The following is a 21,936-nucleotide window of genomic DNA, read 5'->3' as shown; positions in this document are numbered from 1 at the left end:
GAAAAGAAAGTCGGTCGAATCGGAACAGTTCTTTAAGAAGTCGTTACGTTGCTACCCGAAGCCAAACGATTCGTTGTTTAGTGGGGTAGCTACTTTTAGTATAAAACAACACATTATTTTTGTAAATATTTTTTATTTTAAAAATAGTTTGACAAAACAAAAAATATTGTCTTAAAATAAAAGCAAATAAGCAAAAACTGTGGAGCTTATTTTACTCGTCTGATCGGCGAGCAACGCATAAGCACCAGCCAGTTTAGTCATTGTGCCATCACGATGATTAAACTGGCTTTTTATTTGTCGAAGGAGGAGAGATGATGTCGAATTGGATGGAACGAAGAAAAGAAGCGGTTGCAAGAGCGCCGTACAACGTGACAGAAATTTTTATTAAAGAAGCAAAAGGAGCGATCATTCGAGATATAAATGATCGCGAATATATCGACTTTGCCGGAGGAATTGGTGTACAAAACGTTGGACACTGTCATCCGAAAGTCGTCGCTGCCATTCAGCAACAAGCAGCAACATTTATTCATCCTTGTTTTCATGTGACACCTTATGAATCGTATGTGTTATTAGCAGAAAAATTAAATGAGTTAACACCGGGTGATTTTCCGAAAAAAACGATCTTTTTAAATAGTGGCGCAGAAGCAGTTGAAAATGCGGTGAAAATTGCAAGAAAGTACACCGGTCGTCCTGCGATTGTGTCGTTTACAGGGGGGTATCACGGTCGAACGTTATTGACGATGTCGCTGACAAGCAAAGTCATGCCATATAAAAAAGGATTTGGTCCGTTTGCTCCTGAAGTGTATAAATTTCCGTATCCATACTATTACCGTGCAAACGAGCAAACTATAGATGAAGTAGATAACCAACTCATTGAATCATTGAAACAGTTTTTCGTTGCGGAAGTAGCCCCTGATCACGTAGCAGCAATCATAATTGAACCAGTACAAGGAGAAGGGGGATTTGTCGTTCCGTCGGCGAAATTTATGCAAGCGATTCGTCGCATTTGTGATGAATACGGCATCGTCATGATTGCTGATGAAATTCAAACAGGTTTTGCGCGAACAGGACGCCTGTTTGCGATGGAGCACTTTGGTGTAGCGCCTGATTTGATGACGTTATCAAAGTCGATGGGAGCGGGGGTGCCAATTAGTGCAGTCGTCGGTCGACGCGAAATGATGGATGCACCAGAAGTCGGCCAGCTTGGCGGTACGTTCTCTGGAAGTCCGCTTGCATGTGCAGCTGCTTTAGCTGTTTTAGATGTGATCGAAGAAGAACAATTAGTTGTGCGTGCGCGTCATTTAGGTGAAAAAATGATGACACTTTTAACCGAAATGAAGCAACAGTTTGACATTATCGGTGACGTACGTGGGCTCGGAGCGATGTGCGCGATTGAGCTTGTGACAGATCGCGAGAAAAAAACGCCGGCGAAAGAACAAACGGCATATATTGTTTCTAATGCGTGGAAACGTGGAGCCATCTTTTTAAGCGCAGGACTGTACAGTAATGTTGTACGCTTTTTACCGCCACTTGTGATGACCGATGAACAACTAGAGCGCGGATTTTCAGTTTTGCGTGACTTACTAGCAGAAGTACAACAAAAGGTGGTGAAATGATGCGTGAAGTGAAAAATTATATTGGTGGCGAGTGGATCCAAGGGAAACATGAAACGATTGAACGTTACAACCCAGCCGATCAAAAAGAACTTGTCGCGGTCGTTGCTGGTTCATCTGTTCATGATGTAGATGAGGCGGTGTTTGCGGCGGTGAAAGCAAAGAAAAAATGGGCACAAACGGCCGCCCCAGAGCGTGGTGCGTATTTACAAAAAGTAGCTTATTTATTTGAGAAATATGCGGATGAGTTGGCAGAATTGGCTACGAAGGAAATGGGGAAACGTTTTGCTGAAACGAGAGGGGAGGTACATCGTAGCGCAGCCATTTTACGTTACTATGCGGGCGAAGGATTGCGAAAAATTGGTGAAGTACTACCGTCGTTTGATTCGAAAAACTTATTTTTTACAAAACGTGTTCCAGTTGGTGTCGTGGCAGTGATCGCTCCATGGAACTTCCCGCTCGCTATTCCGATATGGAAAATCGCACCCGCTCTCGTTTACGGCAATACGGTCGTATTTAAGCCCGCGTTAGAGGCAAGTGCTACGGGTGCGCGCATCGTTGAACTGTTTGTTGAAGCGGGGCTACCTCCAGGTGTTTTGAACTTAGTTGTTGGTCGTGGGAGTACGATTGGCGACGCCATTGTTGAACACAATAAAGTCGATGCCATTACATTTACTGGTTCGAATGCGATTGGTAGTGGAATTGCGAAAAAAGCAGCGGCTCGTGGAGCAAAATATCAACTTGAGCTCGGCGGAAAAAATCCAGCGATCGTTTTAAGTGACGCCGATGTCGATTTTGCTGCTCGACTTGTTGTAGAAGGAGCGATGAAGCAAACGGGACAACGTTGTACAGCAACGAGTCGTGTATTCGTTGAAAAAGAAGTCATGGACGTATTTCGAGAACGTGTCACTGAACATGTGAAGCGCATTCGTGTCGGCAATGGAATGGATGAACAAGTGACGATGGGGCCGGTTGTGTCAAAAGGGCAATTTGAAACGGTCCAACGCTATATCCATATTGGAAAACAAGAAGGGCGACTAATTGTTGGGGGAGGTGCTAGTAGTGATGTGGGGTGGTATATTGAACCGACGGTATTTGACTCTGTTTCCCATCAAGCTGTTATTGCTAGGGAAGAAATATTTGGGCCTGTGCTATCGATAATTGAAGCTGCATCTATTGATGAAGCGATTGAAATGGCAAACGACAGCATTTATGGCTTAAGTGCGTCATTGTTTACAAACAACTTATCGAAAGCACTTTACTTTATTGAACATATCGAAGCAGGCATGGTGCAAGTAAACAGTGAAACAGGTGGGGCAGAACCACAAGCACCTTTTGGCGGGATGAAGCAATCAAGTTCAGGTACGCGCGAACAAGGGCAAGCGGCCATTGAGTTTTTTACAGCATATCAAACGATTTCTATTCGACCACATCCAAATATGTGAGGGGATATGTGATGGATCAACAGTTTCATAAAGTACTAACGAAACTCGATGTGTTGTTATTAGCATTTGGTGCGATGATCGGTTGGGGATGGGTTGTACTCTCAGGTACGTGGATCACAAGTGCAGGGGCGTTTGGTGCAATCATCGCCTTTTTAATTGGAGGAATTCTTGTTATTTTTGTCGGTTTAACGTATGCGGAGTTGTCATCAGCCATGCCGAAAGTAGGAGGGGAACATTATTTCGTTTTACGTGCCCTCGGACCAAAGGCTTCATTTATCGCTGCTTGGGCAATAGCCCTTGGTTATTTATCGGTTGTTGCGTTTGAAGCTGTTGCGCTTCCAACCGTCATTGAGTATTTATTTCCAACATTTAAATTTGGTTATCTTTGGACGATTGTCGGGTGGGATGTAAACGCTTCCTGGGTAATGATTGGTATGCTCGGTTCCATCATCATTACGTGGATTAACTATCGTGGCGTAAAAAGTGCCGCCTTTCTACAAGTTGTATTAACGTTTGTCATTTTTCTTGTCGGCATGGCACTTTTAGGTGGTTCGCTTGTAAACGGAGAAGTAGCAAATTTACAGCCATTATTTAAAGATGGTTCAGCTGGTTTGCTCGCTGTACTAGTCATGACGCCGTTTATGTTCGTTGGTTTTGACGTCATTCCTCAAACGGCAGAGGAAATGAAAATCCCGCAACGTTCTATTGGAAAAATTCTTATTTTATCTGTCGCTCTAGCTGTTTTGTTTTATGTCGCCGTTGTGTTTGCGGTATCTTACATTTTACCAGACGATGTGTTAACAAACTCATCGCTTCCAACAGCAGATGCGATGGCTGCTGCGTTAGGCAGTTCATTTTTTTCGAAAGTGCTTATTATCGGGGGATTAGCTGGTATTTTAACAAGTTGGAACGCATTTATTATCGGAGGTAGCCGCGTACTCTATGCGATGGCGAAAGAGGAGTTTCTGCCACAATGGTTTGCCCACATCCATCCTGTATACAAAACGCCATCAAACGCGATTTTATTTATTGGAACGCTCGCCACATTCGCTCCTCTACTAGGCAGACCAATGCTCGTTTGGCTTGTCGATGCAGGAGGGTTCTCCATCATTATCGCTTATTTCCTTGTTGCTTGGTCATTTATTGCATTACGCAAAAAAGAACCGAATATGCCAAGACCGTTTCAAGTCGGTCAATCATCAGCTGTTGGTTGGATTGCTCTTGTGTTGTCGATTGGATTTATTTTGTTATACATGCCAGGCATGCCATCACAGCTCGTTTGGCCGTATGAGTGGCTCATATTTATTGGATGGTGGGTCATTGGTGCATTTTTTATCGGGCGAATAAAGAAAAAAACGATGGAACAAACAGAACATGTACATCGAATGTAGGGGGGCAATACGCTCCTCTTTATTATTTTATAAGGTCATAAAACGATTTCATTTGTGTATACATGATACAAAAAGAAAGGAGGGCTTGTAGTGAATGCAGCAGAGGCGATCGTTCAATGTTTAAAAAGTGAGGACATTTCTCACGTTTTTTGTGTACCAGGGGAAAGTTATTTACCTATCCTTGATGCCCTTTTTTCTGAGAAGACGATCCAGCTCATTTCCGCTCGCCACGAAGGTGGAGCTGCCTTCATGGCAGAAGGGTATGCGAAGGCAAGCGGAAAAGTTGGTGTTGTGATGGCAACAAGAGCAGTAGGAGCTACAAACGCTGCTATCGGTATTCATACAGCTAAGCAAGATTCAACACCAATGGTTGTATTGTTAGGACAAGTTGCGCGAACATTTCGGGGACGTGAAGGATTTCAAGAGGTAGATGTTGAGGCATTTTTTCGTCCGCTCGCGAAATGGGCGATAGAAATTGATGACGCAAAAAGGTTACCAGAATTGCTAACGAGGGCGTTTCGAATTGCACAAACGGGAAGACCTGGTCCAGTTGTCGTTTCGCTTCCGGAAGATGTTCTTCATGAACAGATCGATCACGTAATCTTTTCGAAAACAATTGTTCCAAAACCAGCACCAAGCGAAGAAGACATCCAGCGTATCGAGCAATTGTTACAGTCAGCGAACCGTCCAGTCATTATTGCTGGCGGAGGGGTTATACGTTCAAAAGCTACCGATGTTCTTCGGCTATTTGCGGAAAAATGGTCGCTTCCTGTCATGGCATCTTTTCGTCGACATGACGTATTTCCAAACGATCATCAGCTCTATGTTGGTCATCTCGGTTTAGGCACACAACGAGCAATTATTGAAACAGTTGAACAAGCAGATGTGGTGTTAGCGATCGGCACCCGTTTGTCAGAAGTGACGACGCAAGATTATAAGCTATTATCAACGCAACAGCTCATTCATATCGATATTGATTATGATGTGATCGGCGTGACATACTCCCCCCATATCGGTGTTGTTGCTGATGCGAAAGAGGCGTTAAAGAGACTACTTGCTATTGAACTTCAACCAACATGGACGGCGTGGACAAAAAAACGGCGGGAAGCGTATGAGCAAGCATCATCCCTACCGCCTGTGAAACGGAACATCAATGAGATTGTCATCGACACCCTTCAACACCTTCTTCCTCCAGAATCGATCATTACAAATGATGCTGGGAATTTTGCAAGTTGGCTTCATTCATTTTTTCGATTTCAGCAACATACATATATTGGGCCAACGTCAGGAGCGATGGGGTATGGGCTACCCGCGGCTATTGGGGCAAAATTGGCTCATCCGCATCGTTCGGTCGTTTCATTAAGTGGAGACGGTGGGTTTATGATGACGATGCAAGAACTCGAAACGGCAGTTCGTTACAAAATTCCAATCATTAGTATTGTGTTTAACAATCAAATGTACGGAACGATTCGCATGTACCAAGAGCTTCGCTATCCAAAACGCGTCATCGGGACCGACTTAAGCGATATATCATTCGCACACATGGCGCATAGTCTTGGGGCCGACGGTGTGCGTGTAGAGACAGAAAAACAATTTTCACATGCGTTCACCGCCGCACTTCAAAACAATAAGCCGACTGTCATTGAAGTGATGACGGATCCGCATGTATTATCTCCGTTTTTAACAGTTGAACAAGCGAGAGGAGGAAAACAATGAAAGTATTAAACTATATCGATGGACGATGGATGCCGTCCGTAAGCGAGCAATTTGTTCCGATTATTAACCCAGCGAACGGTCAAAGTATCGGAGAAGTGACCGTATCGAATGAACAAGATGTAGAACAGGCGGTATCGGCGGCAAAACGAGCGCAAAAAGCATGGGCACTCGTCCCTGCACCGAAACGCGCTGAAGTACTTTATAAAGTTGGCATGTTGTTGCAAGAGCGAAAAGAACAAATCGCACGCCTATTGACGATGGAAATGGGAAAGGTCATTGAAGAAGCGCGTGGTGAAGTGCAAGAAGGAATCGATATGGCATTTTACATGGCAGGAGAAGGAAGACGCTTATTTGGAGATACGACTCCGTCAGAGTTACCGAATAAATTTGCGATGAGCGTTCGGGCGCCAATTGGTGTCGTCGGCTTAATTACTCCATGGAACTTTCCGATTGCGATTGCTACGTGGAAATCATTCCCTGCGATCGTTGCTGGCAATGCGGTCGTTTGGAAACCTGCGCTCGAAACACCGATTATGGCACAGCAACTCGCGCAAATATTCGAGCAGGCCGGATTGCCAAACGGTGTATTTAACGTTGTACATGGACGCGGCTCTGTTGTTGGTGAATCGTTTGTTGAACATCGTGATGTAAAAGTTATTTCGTTCACAGGATCTAATGAGGTCGGAAGACGAATTGCGGAAACGTGCGGTCGTCATTTGAAAAAAGTATCGCTTGAAATGGGGGGAAAAAATGCCGTTATCGTCATGGATGATGCGGATATCGACCTTGCTGTGGAAGCGATCATCTGGAGCGCTTTTGGTACATCTGGACAACGTTGTACGGCATGCAGCCGAATTATCGTTCATGAACGTGTGAGACAACAGCTGGAAGAACGTTTACTTGCAGCGATGAACACATTAACGGTGGGAAATGGGCTAGAGGAAGGAGTGAAAGTTGGACCAGTCATTAATCAAGGAGCGTTACAAAAAATTCATCATTACGTTCAAATCGGGAAAAACGAAGGAGCTACACTACTTGCAGGCGGATATATGTTGCAAGATGAGCAATACAAAGGCGGATTTTATTATGCCCCAACATTGTTTACAAACGTTACGCCAGAAATGACCATTGCACGTGAAGAAATTTTCGGTCCAGTCACATCGATTATATCTGTTCACAGTTTAGAAGAAGCGATTGAAGTAAATAACAGCGTCGATTACGGGCTTTCTAGCGCCATTTTCACACGCGATATTCACCGAGCGTTTACAGCCATGCGTGATTTGGACACAGGAATTGTATATATTAACGCTGGAACGACAGGGGCTGAAATTCATTTGCCTTTTGGTGGAACGAAAGGAACAGGAAACGGACATCGTGATTCAGGTGTAGCGGCACTTGATGTGTTTACAGAATGGAAAAGTATTTATGTTGACTATAGCGGTAAATTACAACGTGCACAAATTGACGTGTGAGGGGGATGAGAGATGAATGTCATTGTACTTGGCGCAGGTTTAATGGGGAAAGAAGCTGTGCGTGACTTAATTGAACAACAAGCGGTATTATCGGTGACGCTCGCTGATGTCGATGAAGAAAAAGCAAAGGCGGTTCAACGTTCGTTGCCATCAGAAAAGATCAAAGTGAAGCGAGTAAATGCAACAAATGATCAAGAACTACAGGCTGTTATGCGAGGACATGATGTAGCCATTAATGCTCTCTTTTATACATTTAACGAAAACGTAGCGAAAGCGGCTATTGAAACGGGTGTACACGCTGTAGACTTAGGTGGACATATCGGACATGTGACGGATCGAGTTCTTGCTTTACATGAACAAGCAAAACGAGCGGGAGTGACATTAATTCCAGATTTAGGCGTTGCTCCGGGGATGATTAACATTTTAACAGGGTACGGGGCAAGTCAACTTGATCGCGTTCACACCATTAAATTATATGTCGGTGGTATTCCGCTTCGTCCAGAGCCACCACTTGGATACAATCACGTCTTTTCTCTTGAAGGCTTACTCGATCATTACACCGATCCTTCGTTTATTATTCGCGATGGGCAAAAACAACAAGTCCCATCTTTATCTGAAATTGAAACGATTTATTTTGAACGTTTCGGGCCGCTTGAAGCGTTTCATACATCCGGAGGAACATCAACATTGCCGCGTTCTTATCCGAATGTAAAATGTTTGGAATATAAAACTATTCGCTATCCGGGGCACGCGGAAAAATTTCAGCTTCTTGTCGATTTACAATTGACGCGTCGAGACTATGAAGTAGAAGTCAACGGGGTAGCCGTACGGCCGCGTGATGTTTTGTTAAAAGTGCTAACTCCTCTTTTAGAGTTAAAAGAAAAGGACGATGTTGTGTTATTACGTGTCATTGTAGCGGGAGAAAAGGATGGAAAAGAAAGAACGTACGAATATGAAATGGTAACACATAAAGATCGCCAAAAAAATGTGACAGCGATGGCACGTTCTACCGCATATACCGTTTCTGTCGTTGCACAAATGATTGGTGACGGAACGATTCAAAAGCGTGGGGCGTATCCGCCCGAACAAATTGTACCGGGTGATCGCTATATTGAAGAAATGATTCGCCGTGGTGTCGTTATTCGAGCGACTATGCATTAAAATTGTGAACAAAACGGTAAATTTTCTGATTATTATGACGAGTGATTTGTTCATTATGCTAAAATATGTATACATCGAATAGATTTGGAGGTGAACATATGCTACATATTGTAGCCTGTATTAAGCAAGTGCCAGATACAAAAATTATTAAAATGAATCCGAAAACGAATACGATGGACCGTGCAAGTGCCCCGGCGATTTTAAACCCGTACGATGCTCATGCGGTTGAAGAAGCTGCACGGTTGAAAAAGAAATACGGTGGTACTGTATCGGTTTTAACGATGGGTCCTCCACCAGCAGTAAAAGCGATCAAAAAATGTATAGAGCTTGGAGCAGATGAAGGGTATATGATTTCAGACCGAGCATTTGCCGGAGCTGACACGCTTGCGACAAGTTATGCACTTACAAAAGCGCTTGAAAAAATCGCGAAGCAACGTCCGATTGACCTTATCATTTGTGGAAAAATGACGATTGACGGGGATACGGGGCAAGTCGGACCGGGTATTGCACGACGTTTAAACATTCCTCCTCTCACTGGTGTAAACAAAGTTGTTGAAGTAAATAAAGAAAAAGGGTATGCGATCGTTCATCGCAAATTAGAAGATGGATATGAAGTAGTGAAATCGCAATTGCCCTGCTTGTTCACCGTTGAGAAAGACATCAATGACATCTCCTTTGCACCTTTGCCAAACATGATTAAAGCCGCACGATACCAGCCAACCATTTGGACAGCAGACGACTTAGAAAATGTAGACCGCAAACAGCTAGGACTAAAAGGATCTCCAACGATTGTATCAAAAGTATGGGCGCCACCCAAGCCAGAAGGTGGAAAAATACTGACAGGAACAAAAGAACAACAAGTGGACGAACTTTTATCTATTTTACTTGAGAAAAAAGAGCTTTTTTCATAGGGGGAGTAGCAATGAATTTCGATGATTATCGGGGGATATGGATATATGTTGAAGTGAAAGACGGGCAAGTCGCCCCTGTGTCGTTAGAATTATTGGGGGCAGGGCGTGCACTTGCGGATAAACGGAAAACTGAACTTGCCGGCGTTTTAATTGGTAGCGGTGTAAAAACAGTTGCACCAACGCTTTTTCAATACGGTGCGGATGTTGTATATGTATACGACGACCCGATTTTTGAACATTATCGAACAGAGCCATATATGCGTGCCTTATTAGATTGCTGTCATAAACATAAACCTGAAGTTATTTTATATGGAGCAACACCGTCTGGAAAAGACTTAGCAAGCGCCATCGCCACCGATTTACCGACAGGATTAACAGCCGATACAACGATCCTCGATATTGAAGAAGATACCGGATTGTTATTGGCGAGCCGTCCTGCGTTTGGTGGAAATATTATGGCGACGATTTTATGTAAAAAATATCGTCCACAAATGGCAACGGTGCGTCCAAAAGTGATGAAAGCGCTACCACCAGATCCGTCGCGCACAGGTCGAGTGGTCGAGGAGCATATTGAATTACACGAAGAAGAAATGCGAACAAAAGTATTAGAGATTGTCAGAGAAACGACAAAAAAAGTGCGCATTGATGAAGCAGATATTGTTGTTGCTGGCGGAAAAGGCATGGGAAGCAAAGAAGGATTTCAACTCATTCATCAGCTAGCCGAAGTGCTTGGCGGTGCGGTTGGGGCGAGCCGTGATGTCGTCGAAGCAGGATGGATTGACCATCATCACCAAGTCGGACAAACGGGTGTGACGGTGACGCCAAAAATTTATTTTGCGATCGGCATTTCTGGCGCGATCCAGCACGTCGTCGGCATGCAAAACTCTGAACTCATTATTGCGATCAATAAAGACCCGAACGCACCGATTTTCCAATCATGCCACTACGGCATTGTCGGCGATGCGTTCGAAATCATTCCGCTATTAATCGAACGGTTCAAAGAAGAAATTCCGAAGCTAAAAGCAGCTGCCGATGTAAAGGAGGAGATTCGCCATGCCTGAAAAATTTGACTGTATCGTCGTTGGCGCAGGTCCAGCTGGAACAGCCTGTGCGTATGAACTAGCAAAAGCAGGGGTCAACGTGCTGCTTTTAGAGCGCGGTGAATATCCAGGGGCGAAAAACGTTATGGGCGGCGTATTGTACCGTAAAATGATGGAAGACATCATTCCGGAGTTTTATAAAGAAGCACCGCTAGAACGTCCAATCGTCGAGCAGCGGTTTATGATGATGGATAAAGAATCGGCTGTCACGTTTAGCTATAAAGGGTTAGAGTGGGGACGTGAGCCGTACAACAATTTTACCGTATTGCGTGCGAAATTTGACCAATGGTTTGCCGAAAAAGCAGTGGAACAAGGGGCGCTTCTCGTTTGTGAGACCGTAGCGGTCGAATGTATTGTCGAAAACGGGCGCGTCGTTGGCGTTCGGACGGATCGGCCAGATGGCGATATTTATGCCGATGTCGTCGTATTGGCTGATGGCGTCAACTCCCTTTTAGCAAAACAGCTCGGCTTCCATCGTGAATGGCGGCCAGATGAAGTCGCTTTGGCAACGATGGAAATTTTAAAACTAGATAAAAGCATTATTGAAGACCGCTTTAATCTCGAGCCAAACCAAGGCTGTACGATCGAGATTTTTGGCGATGCGACGAAAGGAATTGTTGGTACGGGCTTTTTATATACGAATAAAGATACGCTTAGCATTGGTGTCGGAACGCTTTTATCTGGATTAATTAAACATAAAATCAAGCCGTATGAGCTACTTGAGTATGTGAAAAATCATCCGATGATTCGTCCATACATTCAAGGGAGTGAACCTGTCGAATATTTAGCGCACTTGATCCCAGAAGGCGGCTATCATTCGATTCCGAAAGTCGCAGGTCACGGAGTGCTTGTCGTTGGCGATGCAGCGCAACTTGTCAATGCGATTCATCGCGAAGGATCGAATATGGCGATGACATCTGGCCGACTAGCAGCAGAAACCATTATCATGGCAAAAGAGCAAAACGACTTTTCCGAAAGCATGCTTGACCAGTACCGAATGAAACTGATGGAAAGCTTTATCGGGCAAGATTTGAAAAAATATAAAGATGCGACGCATCATTTTGAGCGATTCCCACAATATTTTGAGCAATATATCCCAATGATGAACCGCGCCGCAAGCCAAATGTTTACCGTCGACGGCGCATCGAAATGGGAAAAACAGAAAAAAATTTGGCGTGACCTCGGCTCGGCGAAACAGAAGTTTAAGCTGGCACGCGATATGATGAAAGCATGGAAGGTGATGAAATAATGAAAGCGCAAACGATTGAAGAAAAGCAATATTTAGTCCGCTTTAATGCGGATACGAAATCGCATCTTCACGTGCTTGATGACAACATTTGTTTAACGAAATGCCCCGATAAAATTTGCACAATTTTTTGCCCAGCGTCTGTCTATAAATGGGAAGATATTCGCATGCACGTCGGCTATGAAGGGTGTCATGAGTGCGGCAGCTGTCGCATCGGCTGTCCGCACGAAAATATTCGCTGGGAATATCCACGCGGCGGTTATGGCATCGTCTTCCGTTTAGGGTGATCGCTATGTTTCACATCGGAGATTGCGTCGTCTATACGGATGGAACGAGAGGAATTGTGTTAGAAGTGACTGCCGATCGTTGCCACGTCTTATGGGAAGACTACTTCGTCAGCTGGGAGAAAAAAGAACTGTTAAAAGTCGATGAAGAGCTAACAAAAAAACAAACAATTCGCGTTTCTTCTCATGTGAGCCACCCTTTATCGTAGGGTGGTTTTTATATACAATTTATTTTAGAAAATAGCTGTATGGAAGGAACATATGGGTTTATAATTGGAATTAGAAAGCGGTAAAGATGAGAATAAGGTGGATTTTATGTTCTTTCAACTGTTATGCTCACTTATTATTACGTTTTTGTTGTATGTGCTTATTGAACGAAAAGGAAAACCGCGAGAAAAGATACTGTTTTACACGTGTATTTTCATTTTTCTTTTTCTGTTATCCCGATTGTGAAGATAGTATGAAAAAATTTTGAAGAAGGCATTCCTATCGACTGCGTTGTTGTTTTTGTTGGTTTCACTATTAAGCTCATGTTTTTTTTTGCATTTTCTGTTTTCGTTGTTGCTCATTTTGCTTGTTTGTGCAGTGACAGAAGGTGTAGTCGCAACGCTTGTATCGATGCCATTTTACCCGTCGGTTGCTTTTGTCTTGATGTTGGAGCAGTTAGATACAATATCGGAAGAAGATTATTTGCGAACGGTTAGCTTCATCATTTCCACCATCCCATATGGGGTGGTTTTTTGTTATACTTGTTGCATCGATACATAGAAAGGACAACGAAGATGGAACGAGGACATTTGTTATTAATTGATGGAATGGCGTTATTGTTTCGGTCGTTTTATGCGACAGCACCACGTTGGATGATGAATAGCCGTGGGGTGCCGACGAATGCGGTATATGGGGTAGTGAAACAAATCGAAGCGGCTACAAATGTACTTCAACCAACGCATGTCGTTTGTTGTTGGGATATGGGAAGTACGACGTTTCGCACCGAATGGTTTCCAGACTATAAGGCAAATCGTGGCGAGCCGCCGCATGAATTAATTCCGCAGTTTGATTTAGCGAAAGAAGTGGTTGCGATGCTTGGCATTCCGAATATCGGCGTGCTCGGTGCGGAGGCGGATGATTGCATCGGCTCGCTCGTCAAGCAATATCGCGAACATATGCAAATTTCTATTATGACAGGAGACCGCGATTTATTTCAGCTTCTTTCGGAACATGTCACTGTTTATTTGTTGGCAAAAGGCATTGGCAACTATGAGGCGTATACGCTCGAACGCTTTACTCAAGAAAAAGGGATTCAGCCTCATCAGCTTATTGATGTGAAGGCGCTTATGGGTGATCCGAGCGACAATTATCCAGGCGTGCGCGGCATCGGGGAAAAACAAGCGTTTAAACTCATTCAACGATACGGTTCGATTGAAGGAATCTTGGAAAACTTAGCGAACTTAACAAACGCACAGCAACAAAAAATAACCGAACATCTCGACTTGCTTCATTTGTCGCGCAAACTGGCAGCCATTCATTGCGATATCCCAATTTCGTTGCGATTGGAAGAGGCGAGATGGGATGATGAGCGTAAGTGGTTTGCGGAAGTATTAGAAGCGATTCGGTAAGACGAAAAACCCAGCCCCATATAGAGGCTGGTTTTTATGTCCGCACTTGCCCGTTCCCGTACACGAGCGTTTTTGTTGTCGTGATGGCACGCAAACCCATTGGACCGCGAGCGTGCAGTTTTTGTGTGCTAATGCCGATTTCCGCACCGTATCCGAACTGTTCGCCATCGGTGAAGCGGGTAGAGGCGTTATGATACAATACAGCGGCATCGACGCGAGCGAAAAATTGCTCCACGTGTTCCTTACATTCAGAAATAATTGCTTCGGAATGTTTTGTGCCGTAGCGCTCAATATGCTCTATCGCTTCATCGACTGTTTCAACGAGCTTCACCGCTAGAATCGGGGCTAAAAATTCGGTTGCCCAATCTTCTTCTGTCGCTTCACGGACGAACGGATATGTAGCCGCAAGCTGTTTGTCGGCACGCAATTCGATCCCTTTTTCGTGCAACGTTTCAAGCAACTCGTTTATATATGGCCATTTTTGATGAATGATGACCGTTTCAACTGCATTGCAAACGGACGGGCGCTGCAGTTTGGCGTTTATGACAATATCAATCGCCATTTCTTTTTCGGCAGAGTCGTCAATGAAAATATGGCAATTGCCGACACCTGTTTCTAACACAGGAATCGTGGCGTTTTCGACGACCGATTGAATAAGGCCAGCGCCGCCGCGCGGGATGAGTACGTCTACATATTCCTTTAAACGAAACATATGTTGTGCCGTTTCGCGACTCGTATCTTCTAGTAGTTGAATCGTATCGGTTGGAACCGACGAACGTTTTAGCGCCTCTTGCATGACCGAAACGAGCGCTTTGTTTGAGTAAATGGCGGAAGAACTGCCGCGCAACAAGACAGCATTTCCTGTTTTTAAGCAAAGGCTAGCCGCATCGACGGTGACATTTGGTCGTGCTTCATACACCATGCCGACGACGCCAAGCGGCACACGAATTTGTTTTAAGAATAGCCCATTTGGTCGCGTCCATTGTTCGATCGTTTCGCCAATCGGATCTGGTAGGTCGATGACTTGTTGGACGCCATTGGCGATTTGCTTGATGCGTTCTTCTGTTAATTGCAAACGATCAAGTAGGGAAGGGGAGAGACCGTTTTCTTTCCCGTTCGCCATATCTTTTTCATTTTCTTGTAAAAGATATGGCATTTGCGCAATTAACGCTTCTGCGATCATCGAAAGCGCCTCATTTTTTTCTTCTGTTGACAATATCCCTAATTGCTTGGCAGCTTGCTTTAATTTTTTCGCTTTGGCGATTAGTTCGCTCATTCCTTTTCGCTCCTTTCGTTTTCAACAAACAGATATCCTTTTTAAACATACTAAGTTGTCGCGATGAATGACTTCTGGACGATGATGGAAAGAGTATCGTTTTGCTTTTTCACTTGAAAGCCCTTTTACCTTCGCTAAATCGCTTGCCGCATAATATACTTGCCCTCTAGCGATCACATCGCCTTTTTGATTGACGACATTGACGACATCTAGCGCTTGAAACGAACCGAATACATTCGTCACACCAGCAGGTAATAAACTTTTTCCTTTATGCAAAATGGCTGTTTCTGCTCCTTCATCGATTTCGATTGCTCCGGTGACTTCGGAATGGTATGCAATCCATTGTTTGCGCATTTGCATATGTTCTTGAAAAGGGGAGCCGATATACGTCCCATCGCCTTTTCCTTCTAAAATATGCTTCAGTTTTTCTTTTCCTGTTCCTGTACCGATAAAGACGCTGACACCGAAGGAAAGCGCCTTTTGCGCGGCAAGTAGCTTCGATTTCATACCTCCTGTGCCAACCGTTGATCCGCTTCCGCCTGCTTGTTCCATCAGTTCGTCAGTAATTTCCGAAAGAAAATGATATTTTTTCGCTTCCAGATGGCTCGGGTGTTGGTCATACAGCCCGTTAATATCCGTTAAAATGATTAAGGCATCGGCATGCAAAAAACCGCTCACCAAGGCGGACAATAAATCGTTATCCCCAAACGTTAACTCTTCAACAGAGACAGAGTCGTTTTCATTAATAATCGGAAGCACTCCGCGGTCGAGCAGCGTCGAAATCGTCGCAAACAAATTGCGAAATCGCTCGCGATCGTAAAAATCTGCGCGTGTTAACAACAATTGCCCGGTAACGATACCAAACGAACGAAAAGCAGAAATGTAGCTTTGCATGAGCACACCTTGCCCGACTGCGGCAGCTGCTTGTTTTCCTGCGATTGTTTTTGGTCGCGAGCGATACCCGAGCAATCCAAACCCAGCGGCGACCGCTCCAGAAGAAATGAGAATGACATCGTGTCCAAGTTGTTTCATATACGCCAGTGCTTCGACATGTTCACGAATCTTTTGCTCCGAGAGTGTGCCGTTTGTTTCTGTTAATGAGCTACTGCCAATTTTTATAACGATTCGTTTTTTTTTCACTATTTCACTCCTTTACTACAAAATAAAAAACGCTCTTCCGCCCTTATAGAAAAGGACGGAAAAGCGTCGTTTCCGCGGTACCACCTTTTTTGGCGCAAATCGCGCCCACCTCTTGCCCTGTAACGTAGGAGAAAACGGCTTATGTTTGCATAAGCGGCCGTATAGGGTAGGTTCAACCGACTTTCCGTGAGGAACCTTCCAGCCTATGGGTTCCACTCTCTTGCACGTTCCATCGGTTTACTCGTCCCGTGCCTTTTTCACTTATTATATTTTTTAGAATTATGAAACAAAAAAGCGAAGATGTCAATGGATTTTACAACTGTTTGGATAAAAGACGAAGTTTTCGCTCATGTTGGAGTGTTTTGGAAGAAAGCAGATCAACGGTTTCTTGCGTGTCGGTTAATTCATCGCGTAGTAGATCAACTTTTTCGTTTAGCTGCTCGAACTGTTTGTCCATTTCTTGTTTAAGAGCGTCAATTCTCGTTTCTAAGTTGCTTTCTACACCTCGAATTTCCGAGCGAAGCTGTTGTCCCATTTCTTGCATTTCCGAACGAAGCTGGTTGCCCATCTCTTGCATTTCCGTCCGGAGCTGATTGTTCATTTCCTTCATTTCGTAATGAATTTTGTTTGAGAATAGTTCGAGCGCTTTCACAATTTCTTTTACAATTGTTTCCCTGTCCACTTTGATTCACCCCCCTTTTATTTTTCATTATAAATGAATGACGGACAAGAAAGAAGTATGTTTCTCATCATTTTCCGATCATAAAAAGTAAATAGATGAAACTTTTACCTAACATCATACGTTATAATGGAATAAAAGGGAAAGGAGTGGAAAACATGGGATTAGTGTTGCAACATGTAACAAAACAGTTTGGCTCGTTTACAGCAGTAGATGATGTGACGTTGTCTATTCCGGAAAAGGGTATATTTGGATTTCTGGGGGCGAACGGAGCAGGAAAAACGACAACATTTCGAATGATCTTAGGATTGCTTGAGCCAACGAAAGGGGAGATTACATGGAACGGTGAGCATATTACGTATAAACATAGTCATCTCATCGGATATTTGCCGGAAGAAAGAGGATTGTATCCAAAGTTAAAAGTAAAAGAACAACTCATTTATTTAGGAAGATTGCGAGGATTACATAAAGAAGAAATTGTGAAAGAAATGCACAATTGGCTGGAGCGTTTTAAAATCCCACAATATGAAAATCAAAAAGTAGAACAGTTATCGAAAGGTAATCAACAAAAAATTCAATTTATCGCTGCGGTGTTACATCGTCCGCAATTGCTGATTTTAGATGAACCATTCAGCGGATTAGATCCGGTAAATGTTGAAATGTTGAAAAAGGCAGTAATAGATTTACAACAACAAGGAACAACGATTGTCTTTTCAAGTCATCGGATGGAACATGTTGAACAATTATGTGAACATATATGCATTATGCATAAAGGAAGACCTATTGTTCATGGATCAATTAAAGAAATTAAGCAATCTTTCGGCAAGAAAAATGTCATTATTCACGGAGAACTTCCGTTTGAAACATTAACAAACGTTCCTGGCGTATTAAAAATGGAGAAAACGGTTGAAGGAGTTCGCTTACAAATAGCAGATGAAAGTGTATCCCAGCGCATTCTTGAACATATTTATGCAAAAGGATTTATTCGTACGTTTTCGCTAGAAGAACCATCGCTCAATGACATTTTTATCGAGAAAGTAGGTGCAGCGTATGAACAATAAGTTTTGGATCGTTTTTCTTCACACGTACGTAACGAAATTAAAATCAAAGTCTTTTTTCATTTCAACGATCATTACTGCTTTTATTGTATTTGGTATTAGTCAGTTAGATCGTATCATTGAAGCGTTTAGCGATAATGGTCAAAAAACAATTGGTGTTATTGATGAAACAAATGGGTGGTACGAAGCATTGCAATCGCAATTGCAATCGAATAAAGAAATAAAACTTGTTCGCCATGATAAAAGTGAGGAACAGGCAAAAGAACTTGTCCAAACAGAAAAGTGGTATGCGTATATTGTACTTGATGTACAAAACGGTCAGCCGAAAGTGACATATTATGCAAAAAATATTGCAGATAGTGATGTCATTCATGGCATTGAGCAGGCGTTGCAACAAGTTAAAATTGCGATGATGGCAAAACAAATTGGATTAACGTATGAACAAATAAACGCATTATATGCTCCAATTGCCATAGAAAAAGTAGCGCTTGAAGAACATGCAAAAACAGAAGAACAATTAAATCAAGCAAGAGCGATCGTATATGTGCTATTGTTTGCGATGTATATGTTCGTGTTAATGTACGGAAGTATGATTATGATGGAAGTAGCAACGGAAAAATCATCACGTATTATGGAAATTTTAATTTCAAGTATCTCACCTGTTCAACAATTGTTCGGAAAAATTTTAGGAGTTGCTTTGTTAAGTTTGACGCAGTTTATGTTTATTTTTTCAGTTGGCTATGTCTCGATGAAACAAAGCGATATATTGCGTCAGTTGCTTGGTATGAATGAACTCCCGCTTTCTTTAATTACGTACGGCATTATCTTTTTCTTGCTCGGTTATTTGTTGTACGCGATGTTATTTGCGGTACTTGGCTCGATTGTCAGTCGAGTAGAAGAAGTGCAACAAATGGCTGGACCTGTCACAATGTTAGTTGTCGCTGCGTTTATTATGGCGATGTTTGGCTTGAATGCACCGGAATCTCCGTTTATTGCAGCAATGTCGTTTGTTCCATTTTTTGCTCCAATGATTATGTTTTTACGAATCGGAATGCTAAACGTTCCAGTTTGGGAAATCGCTCTTAGCATTGCTTTGCTCATTGGGACAATCGCTTTTTTATTTGTGTTTGGTTCAAAAATATATCGCGGGGGCGTGCTCATGTACAATCAAGCGTCTTCATGGAAAGATCTCAAACGGGCATGGCAATTAACGAAAAAATGAAAAACCGAGCAAACAGCTCGGTTTTTACATCGGCTTTGTCGGTGTCGGCTTCGCATAGCCTTCTTTATATGTTTCATCAATAAGGTGACGAATATCTTTGATCGACATTCCTTTTTCATATTGTTCAATAGAAATAGCGGCGATCTCTAAACAAACTCCGCATTTTGTTGCGTGATCGTCCCAAACGATTGCACCGTTGCTTTTATTTTCATGTACAAAACAATCATAATTGTTCTCATGACCGACTGATTCACCGCAACCACAATAACAAGGTATGTTTTCTAACAACTTTTGATGTGTCGCAGCCTGTTCATATAAATGAGACATCGATTCATTATAGGAAGCCAAAAATGATGGGAGATCGCGAATCGAGTTTGTTTCTTCCCGTATATCACCCGTTTCGTGTTCTGCAGTATGTTTTTCTTCTTGTTGTACACAACCACTAAGCAATAAACTAGTAGAGATCATTGCGTTAAGCATCAATCGTTTTCTCATCTCAACCATCCTTTTTCTAAAATGATAAAGGGTTCCGACTTTTTTCACTATTTCTTTTATCTCTTTACTATTATAATAAAAACAATAGTAAATGGTAAGGAAAAAGGCGGGGGAAAAATGGATTGCATCGAAGTAAAAGGAAAAACGGTGGAAGAAGCGATTGAAGAGGGGCTCAAACAGCTTCAAGCAACGCGCGAAGAAGTAATCATCGAAGTTGTGCAACAAGAGCGCAAAAAGTTGTTTGGAGTCGTCTCGCAACCTGCCGTTGTTCGACTAACGAAGAAACAGCAAGCAAACCAAATGATTCAACAAGTTGAAGGAAAAGCATGGATTCAAGATGGTACGTTGTATTACGAATGTTTGGACGTAAGCCCAACGATCGTAATCGGTGAAGGTGTCATCTGTTTACATAATGGTCAACAAGTCGAAGGAAGCATCACGTTACAAGAAGGCGACGACGTCCGCATTTATCCAAAAGAAGAAAGCATCGCTCAATCCGTTTGGAGAATTGATGTAGATGTTAGAAAGTTAGAAGCAACATTAACGTTCGCCCCTGGGGTGCGACGTCGATATATATTGGAAGATAAACAACCATCTAGTAAATTGTATATACATGCAAAAATGGAGACAGAGCTTATTTATGATGTGTCATACGAGCAAGTGATGACGAAACTGCAAGAATTAGGGATTGTGTATGGAGTGAATGAGGAAGCGATTCGTGAAGCACTGCATTCCGAGAAAAAAGTAACCGTCGTCATCGCAAAAGGAATTGAGCCAACAGAAGGAAAGGACGGATGGGTAGAGGTAAAAGTAGGCGAGGGGAAAAGAACACCGAAAGTTCGTGAAGACGGAACCGTTGATTATCGTGAAATAGAAATGATTGCGACCGTTGGTGAAGGTGACTTGATTGCGATTGTTCATCCACCGCTGCCAGGTAAAACAGGATTAACCATCACAAATGACGTGATACCTGTACGTGAAGTACATCCGGTGATGATTAAACTTGGTAAGGGAGTAACGATGGATGGAAACCGCATTTTAGCAACAACAGGCGGGCGACCGCAAATTGCGAAAAAGGGAAAGATGGTTGTCGTCTCCATCCTTCCAAAGCTTGTTCATCAAGGCGATGTCGATTTATCAGTAGGAAACATTCATTTTAAAGGCGATGTTGAAATTACAGGAAACGTTCAAGATGAAATGGTTGTGGAAGCGCTCGGTAGCATTATGATTTTACAAAATGTCAATCGCGCAAAAATTCGTGCGCAACAATCGATTTTTATTCAACAAAACGTCATTAGCGGTACGGTGACATCAGGAGAAAACAAAATGATTGTGACCAAGCTTATCGGTTTATTACAACAAATTCGCCACTCACTTGAGCGAATGATTGTTGCGATTCAACAACTAATGGTCATGTCTAAAATTCGCGAACAAGATATTTATCCGCTGACGAAGAGATTGCTTGAAAGCAAGTTTCAAACGACGATGGAAGCGATGAAACAGTATAAAACGATGTGTGAGCAAAAGCGCGAACAAATTGGTGAACAATGGTTCGATATTGGCTCACAGTTGGATGGTTGCTTGCTCGCTGATCGTCCGAATCATTTTCATTGTTTAGAAGGCATGGCGAATTTGCTTCGAGAACTTAATACATTTATTGGGCAATATGATCGCGAAGAAAACGATGTGATTGAACTTTCTTATGCTTTAAATAGCGTCATTCACGGAAGTGGAGATGTCGTTGTAACGGGAAAAGGGTGTTACAATTGTAACATTTATGCTGGAGGCACATTGACTGTTCACGGAGTGTTACGCGGTGGTGAAGCGTATGCGCAAAAAGGGATGAAAATTAAAGAAGTTGGCTCTTCGCTCGGGATTAAGACTGTATTAGCTGTTCCAAAAGGGGAGACGATCTATATTGAACACGCATGGGAAGGAACAGTTGTACAATTTGGTAAAAAGACGTATACATTTTATGAAGAGAAAAAACACGTTGAAATGAAATGGGACGACGAACGTCAAGAAATTGTATTTGGATAAAAAAGACGCATGGCCAACAAAGCCGATGCGTCTTTTTGTATATTTTTCGGATAATCATATAGTATAATGTA

19 protein-coding genes are annotated in these 21,936 nt (G+C 43.0%); 15 read left to right on the top strand and 4 right to left on the bottom strand.

Annotated features, from left to right (window positions below; all coding sequences use genetic code 11):
* Positions 1-314 precede the first annotated feature (314 nt).
* From gabT to ETB99_RS04425, 12 genes are all read left to right on the top strand, one after another.
* Positions 315-1,616: a 4-aminobutyrate--2-oxoglutarate transaminase gene (gene gabT / locus ETB99_RS04480; protein ID WP_077428506.1), complete on the top strand. Its 1,302-nt coding sequence runs from the start codon at positions 315-317 to the stop codon at positions 1,614-1,616.
* Positions 1,616-3,058: an aldehyde dehydrogenase family protein gene (locus tag ETB99_RS04475; RefSeq protein WP_171700014.1), complete on the top strand. Its 1,443-nt coding sequence runs from the start codon at positions 1,616-1,618 to the stop codon at positions 3,056-3,058. Before gabT ends, ETB99_RS04475 begins: the two co-directional genes overlap by 1 nt.
* An 11-nt stretch (positions 3,059-3,069) precedes the next feature.
* Positions 3,070-4,449 (top strand): APC family permease, encoded by a 1,380-nt coding sequence (locus ETB99_RS04470; RefSeq protein WP_077428504.1) that lies wholly within the window; start codon positions 3,070-3,072, stop codon positions 4,447-4,449.
* Between the two features lie 90 nt (positions 4,450-4,539).
* A complete protein-coding gene (locus ETB99_RS04465) occupies positions 4,540-6,165 on the top strand; it encodes a thiamine pyrophosphate-binding protein (RefSeq protein ID WP_171700013.1) in 1,626 nt (541 codons plus the stop codon).
* On the top strand, positions 6,162-7,637 hold the full coding sequence (locus ETB99_RS04460) for an aldehyde dehydrogenase family protein (RefSeq protein ID WP_171700012.1): 1,476 nt from the start codon (positions 6,162-6,164) through the stop codon (positions 7,635-7,637). The genes ETB99_RS04465 and ETB99_RS04460 overlap by 4 nt, the downstream gene beginning before the upstream one ends.
* A 12-nt stretch (positions 7,638-7,649) precedes the next feature.
* On the top strand, positions 7,650-8,798 hold the full coding sequence (locus ETB99_RS04455; protein WP_171700011.1) for a saccharopine dehydrogenase family protein: 1,149 nt from the start codon (positions 7,650-7,652) through the stop codon (positions 8,796-8,798).
* Between the two features lie 98 nt (positions 8,799-8,896).
* Positions 8,897-9,709, top strand: coding sequence for an electron transfer flavoprotein subunit beta/FixA family protein (locus ETB99_RS04450; RefSeq protein WP_171700010.1), 813 nt, complete (start codon positions 8,897-8,899; stop codon positions 9,707-9,709).
* 11 nt (positions 9,710-9,720) lie between these two features.
* The gene (locus ETB99_RS04445) at positions 9,721-10,770 is read left to right on the top strand and encodes an electron transfer flavoprotein subunit alpha/FixB family protein (protein WP_171700009.1); all 1,050 of its coding nucleotides are present in this window, start codon (positions 9,721-9,723) and stop codon (positions 10,768-10,770) included.
* Positions 10,763-12,058: an FAD-dependent oxidoreductase gene (locus ETB99_RS04440; protein ID WP_171700008.1), complete on the top strand. Its 1,296-nt coding sequence runs from the start codon at positions 10,763-10,765 to the stop codon at positions 12,056-12,058. Before ETB99_RS04445 ends, ETB99_RS04440 begins: the two co-directional genes overlap by 8 nt.
* Positions 12,040-12,342, top strand: a complete 303-nt coding sequence (locus ETB99_RS04435) for a ferredoxin family protein (protein WP_077428497.1) — start codon at positions 12,040-12,042, stop codon at positions 12,340-12,342. The genes ETB99_RS04440 and ETB99_RS04435 overlap by 19 nt, the downstream gene beginning before the upstream one ends.
* A 5-nt stretch (positions 12,343-12,347) precedes the next feature.
* Entirely contained in the window at positions 12,348-12,548 is a 201-nt protein-coding gene (locus ETB99_RS04430; RefSeq protein WP_025948821.1) for a hypothetical protein, read from the top strand.
* Positions 12,549-13,121: 573 nt separating this feature from the next.
* Positions 13,122-13,955, top strand: a complete 834-nt coding sequence (locus tag ETB99_RS04425; protein WP_129000348.1) for a 5'-3' exonuclease — start codon at positions 13,122-13,124, stop codon at positions 13,953-13,955.
* A 34-nt stretch (positions 13,956-13,989) separates the two neighbouring features.
* Here the strand turns inward: ETB99_RS04425 and ETB99_RS04420 are convergent, their stop codons facing one another.
* The 3 genes from ETB99_RS04420 to ETB99_RS04410 form a co-directional block, all read right to left on the bottom strand.
* Positions 13,990-15,231, bottom strand: coding sequence for a glutamate-5-semialdehyde dehydrogenase (locus ETB99_RS04420; RefSeq protein ID WP_077428487.1), 1,242 nt, complete (start codon positions 15,229-15,231; stop codon positions 13,990-13,992).
* A gap of 21 nt (positions 15,232-15,252) precedes the next feature.
* Positions 15,253-16,371, bottom strand: a complete 1,119-nt coding sequence (gene proB, locus ETB99_RS04415) for a glutamate 5-kinase (protein ID WP_129000346.1) — start codon at positions 16,369-16,371, stop codon at positions 15,253-15,255.
* Between the two features lie 313 nt (positions 16,372-16,684).
* Positions 16,685-17,053, bottom strand: a complete 369-nt coding sequence (locus tag ETB99_RS04410) for a DUF1640 domain-containing protein (protein ID WP_171700007.1) — start codon at positions 17,051-17,053, stop codon at positions 16,685-16,687.
* Positions 17,054-17,208: 155 nt separating this feature from the next.
* Here ETB99_RS04410 and ETB99_RS04405 point away from each other — a divergent pair, with 155 nt between their 5' ends.
* On the top strand, positions 17,209-18,111 hold the full coding sequence (locus ETB99_RS04405; RefSeq protein WP_004890140.1) for an ABC transporter ATP-binding protein: 903 nt from the start codon (positions 17,209-17,211) through the stop codon (positions 18,109-18,111).
* The gene (locus tag ETB99_RS04400) at positions 18,101-19,330 is read left to right on the top strand and encodes an ABC transporter permease (RefSeq protein ID WP_077428484.1); all 1,230 of its coding nucleotides are present in this window, start codon (positions 18,101-18,103) and stop codon (positions 19,328-19,330) included. The genes ETB99_RS04405 and ETB99_RS04400 overlap by 11 nt, the downstream gene beginning before the upstream one ends.
* A gap of 24 nt (positions 19,331-19,354) precedes the next feature.
* Here ETB99_RS04400 and ETB99_RS04395 read toward each other — a convergent pair whose 3' ends face one another.
* Complete coding sequence (locus ETB99_RS04395) at positions 19,355-19,825, bottom strand: PCYCGC motif-containing (lipo)protein (protein ID WP_129000343.1); 471 nt, start codon at positions 19,823-19,825, stop codon at positions 19,355-19,357.
* Between the two features lie 117 nt (positions 19,826-19,942).
* Between ETB99_RS04395 and ETB99_RS04390 the strand changes: the two genes are divergently transcribed.
* The gene (locus ETB99_RS04390; RefSeq protein ID WP_129000342.1) at positions 19,943-21,865 is read left to right on the top strand and encodes a FapA family protein; all 1,923 of its coding nucleotides are present in this window, start codon (positions 19,943-19,945) and stop codon (positions 21,863-21,865) included.
* Positions 21,866-21,936: the final 71 nt, after the last annotated feature.

The sequence above is a fragment of the Anoxybacillus sp. CHMUD genome (genome assembly GCF_013096965.1).
Taxonomy (GTDB): Bacteria; Bacillota; Bacilli; order Bacillales; family Anoxybacillaceae; genus Anoxybacillus; species Anoxybacillus kestanbolensis_A.
This window is presented reverse-complemented; position numbering and strand designations above follow the sequence as displayed.

Excerpts from the sequence above, each read along its gene's own strand:
- gabT (WP_077428506.1), top strand. The coding sequence starts at position 315 with ATGTCGAATTGGATGGAACGAAGAAAAGAAGCGGTTGCAAGAGCGCCG.
- ETB99_RS04475 (WP_171700014.1), top strand. The coding sequence starts at position 1,616 with ATGCGTGAAGTGAAAAATTATATTGGTGGCGAGTGGATCCAAGGGAAA.
- ETB99_RS04470 (WP_077428504.1), top strand. The coding sequence starts at position 3,070 with ATGGATCAACAGTTTCATAAAGTACTAACGAAACTCGATGTGTTGTTA.
- ETB99_RS04460 (WP_171700012.1), top strand. The coding sequence starts at position 6,162 with ATGAAAGTATTAAACTATATCGATGGACGATGGATGCCGTCCGTAAGC.
- ETB99_RS04455 (WP_171700011.1), top strand. The coding sequence starts at position 7,650 with ATGAATGTCATTGTACTTGGCGCAGGTTTAATGGGGAAAGAAGCTGTG.
- ETB99_RS04450 (WP_171700010.1), top strand. The coding sequence starts at position 8,897 with ATGCTACATATTGTAGCCTGTATTAAGCAAGTGCCAGATACAAAAATT.
- ETB99_RS04445 (WP_171700009.1), top strand. The coding sequence starts at position 9,721 with ATGAATTTCGATGATTATCGGGGGATATGGATATATGTTGAAGTGAAA.
- ETB99_RS04440 (WP_171700008.1), top strand. The coding sequence starts at position 10,763 with ATGCCTGAAAAATTTGACTGTATCGTCGTTGGCGCAGGTCCAGCTGGA.
- ETB99_RS04435 (WP_077428497.1), top strand. The coding sequence starts at position 12,040 with ATGGAAGGTGATGAAATAATGAAAGCGCAAACGATTGAAGAAAAGCAA.
- ETB99_RS04430 (WP_025948821.1), top strand. The coding sequence starts at position 12,348 with ATGTTTCACATCGGAGATTGCGTCGTCTATACGGATGGAACGAGAGGA.
- ETB99_RS04425 (WP_129000348.1), top strand. The coding sequence starts at position 13,122 with ATGGAACGAGGACATTTGTTATTAATTGATGGAATGGCGTTATTGTTT.
- ETB99_RS04420 (WP_077428487.1), bottom strand. The coding sequence starts at position 15,231 with ATGAGCGAACTAATCGCCAAAGCGAAAAAATTAAAGCAAGCTGCCAAG.
- ETB99_RS04405 (WP_004890140.1), top strand. The coding sequence starts at position 17,209 with ATGGGATTAGTGTTGCAACATGTAACAAAACAGTTTGGCTCGTTTACA.
- ETB99_RS04400 (WP_077428484.1), top strand. The coding sequence starts at position 18,101 with ATGAACAATAAGTTTTGGATCGTTTTTCTTCACACGTACGTAACGAAA.
- ETB99_RS04395 (WP_129000343.1), bottom strand. The coding sequence starts at position 19,825 with ATGAGAAAACGATTGATGCTTAACGCAATGATCTCTACTAGTTTATTG.
- ETB99_RS04390 (WP_129000342.1), top strand. The coding sequence starts at position 19,943 with ATGGATTGCATCGAAGTAAAAGGAAAAACGGTGGAAGAAGCGATTGAA.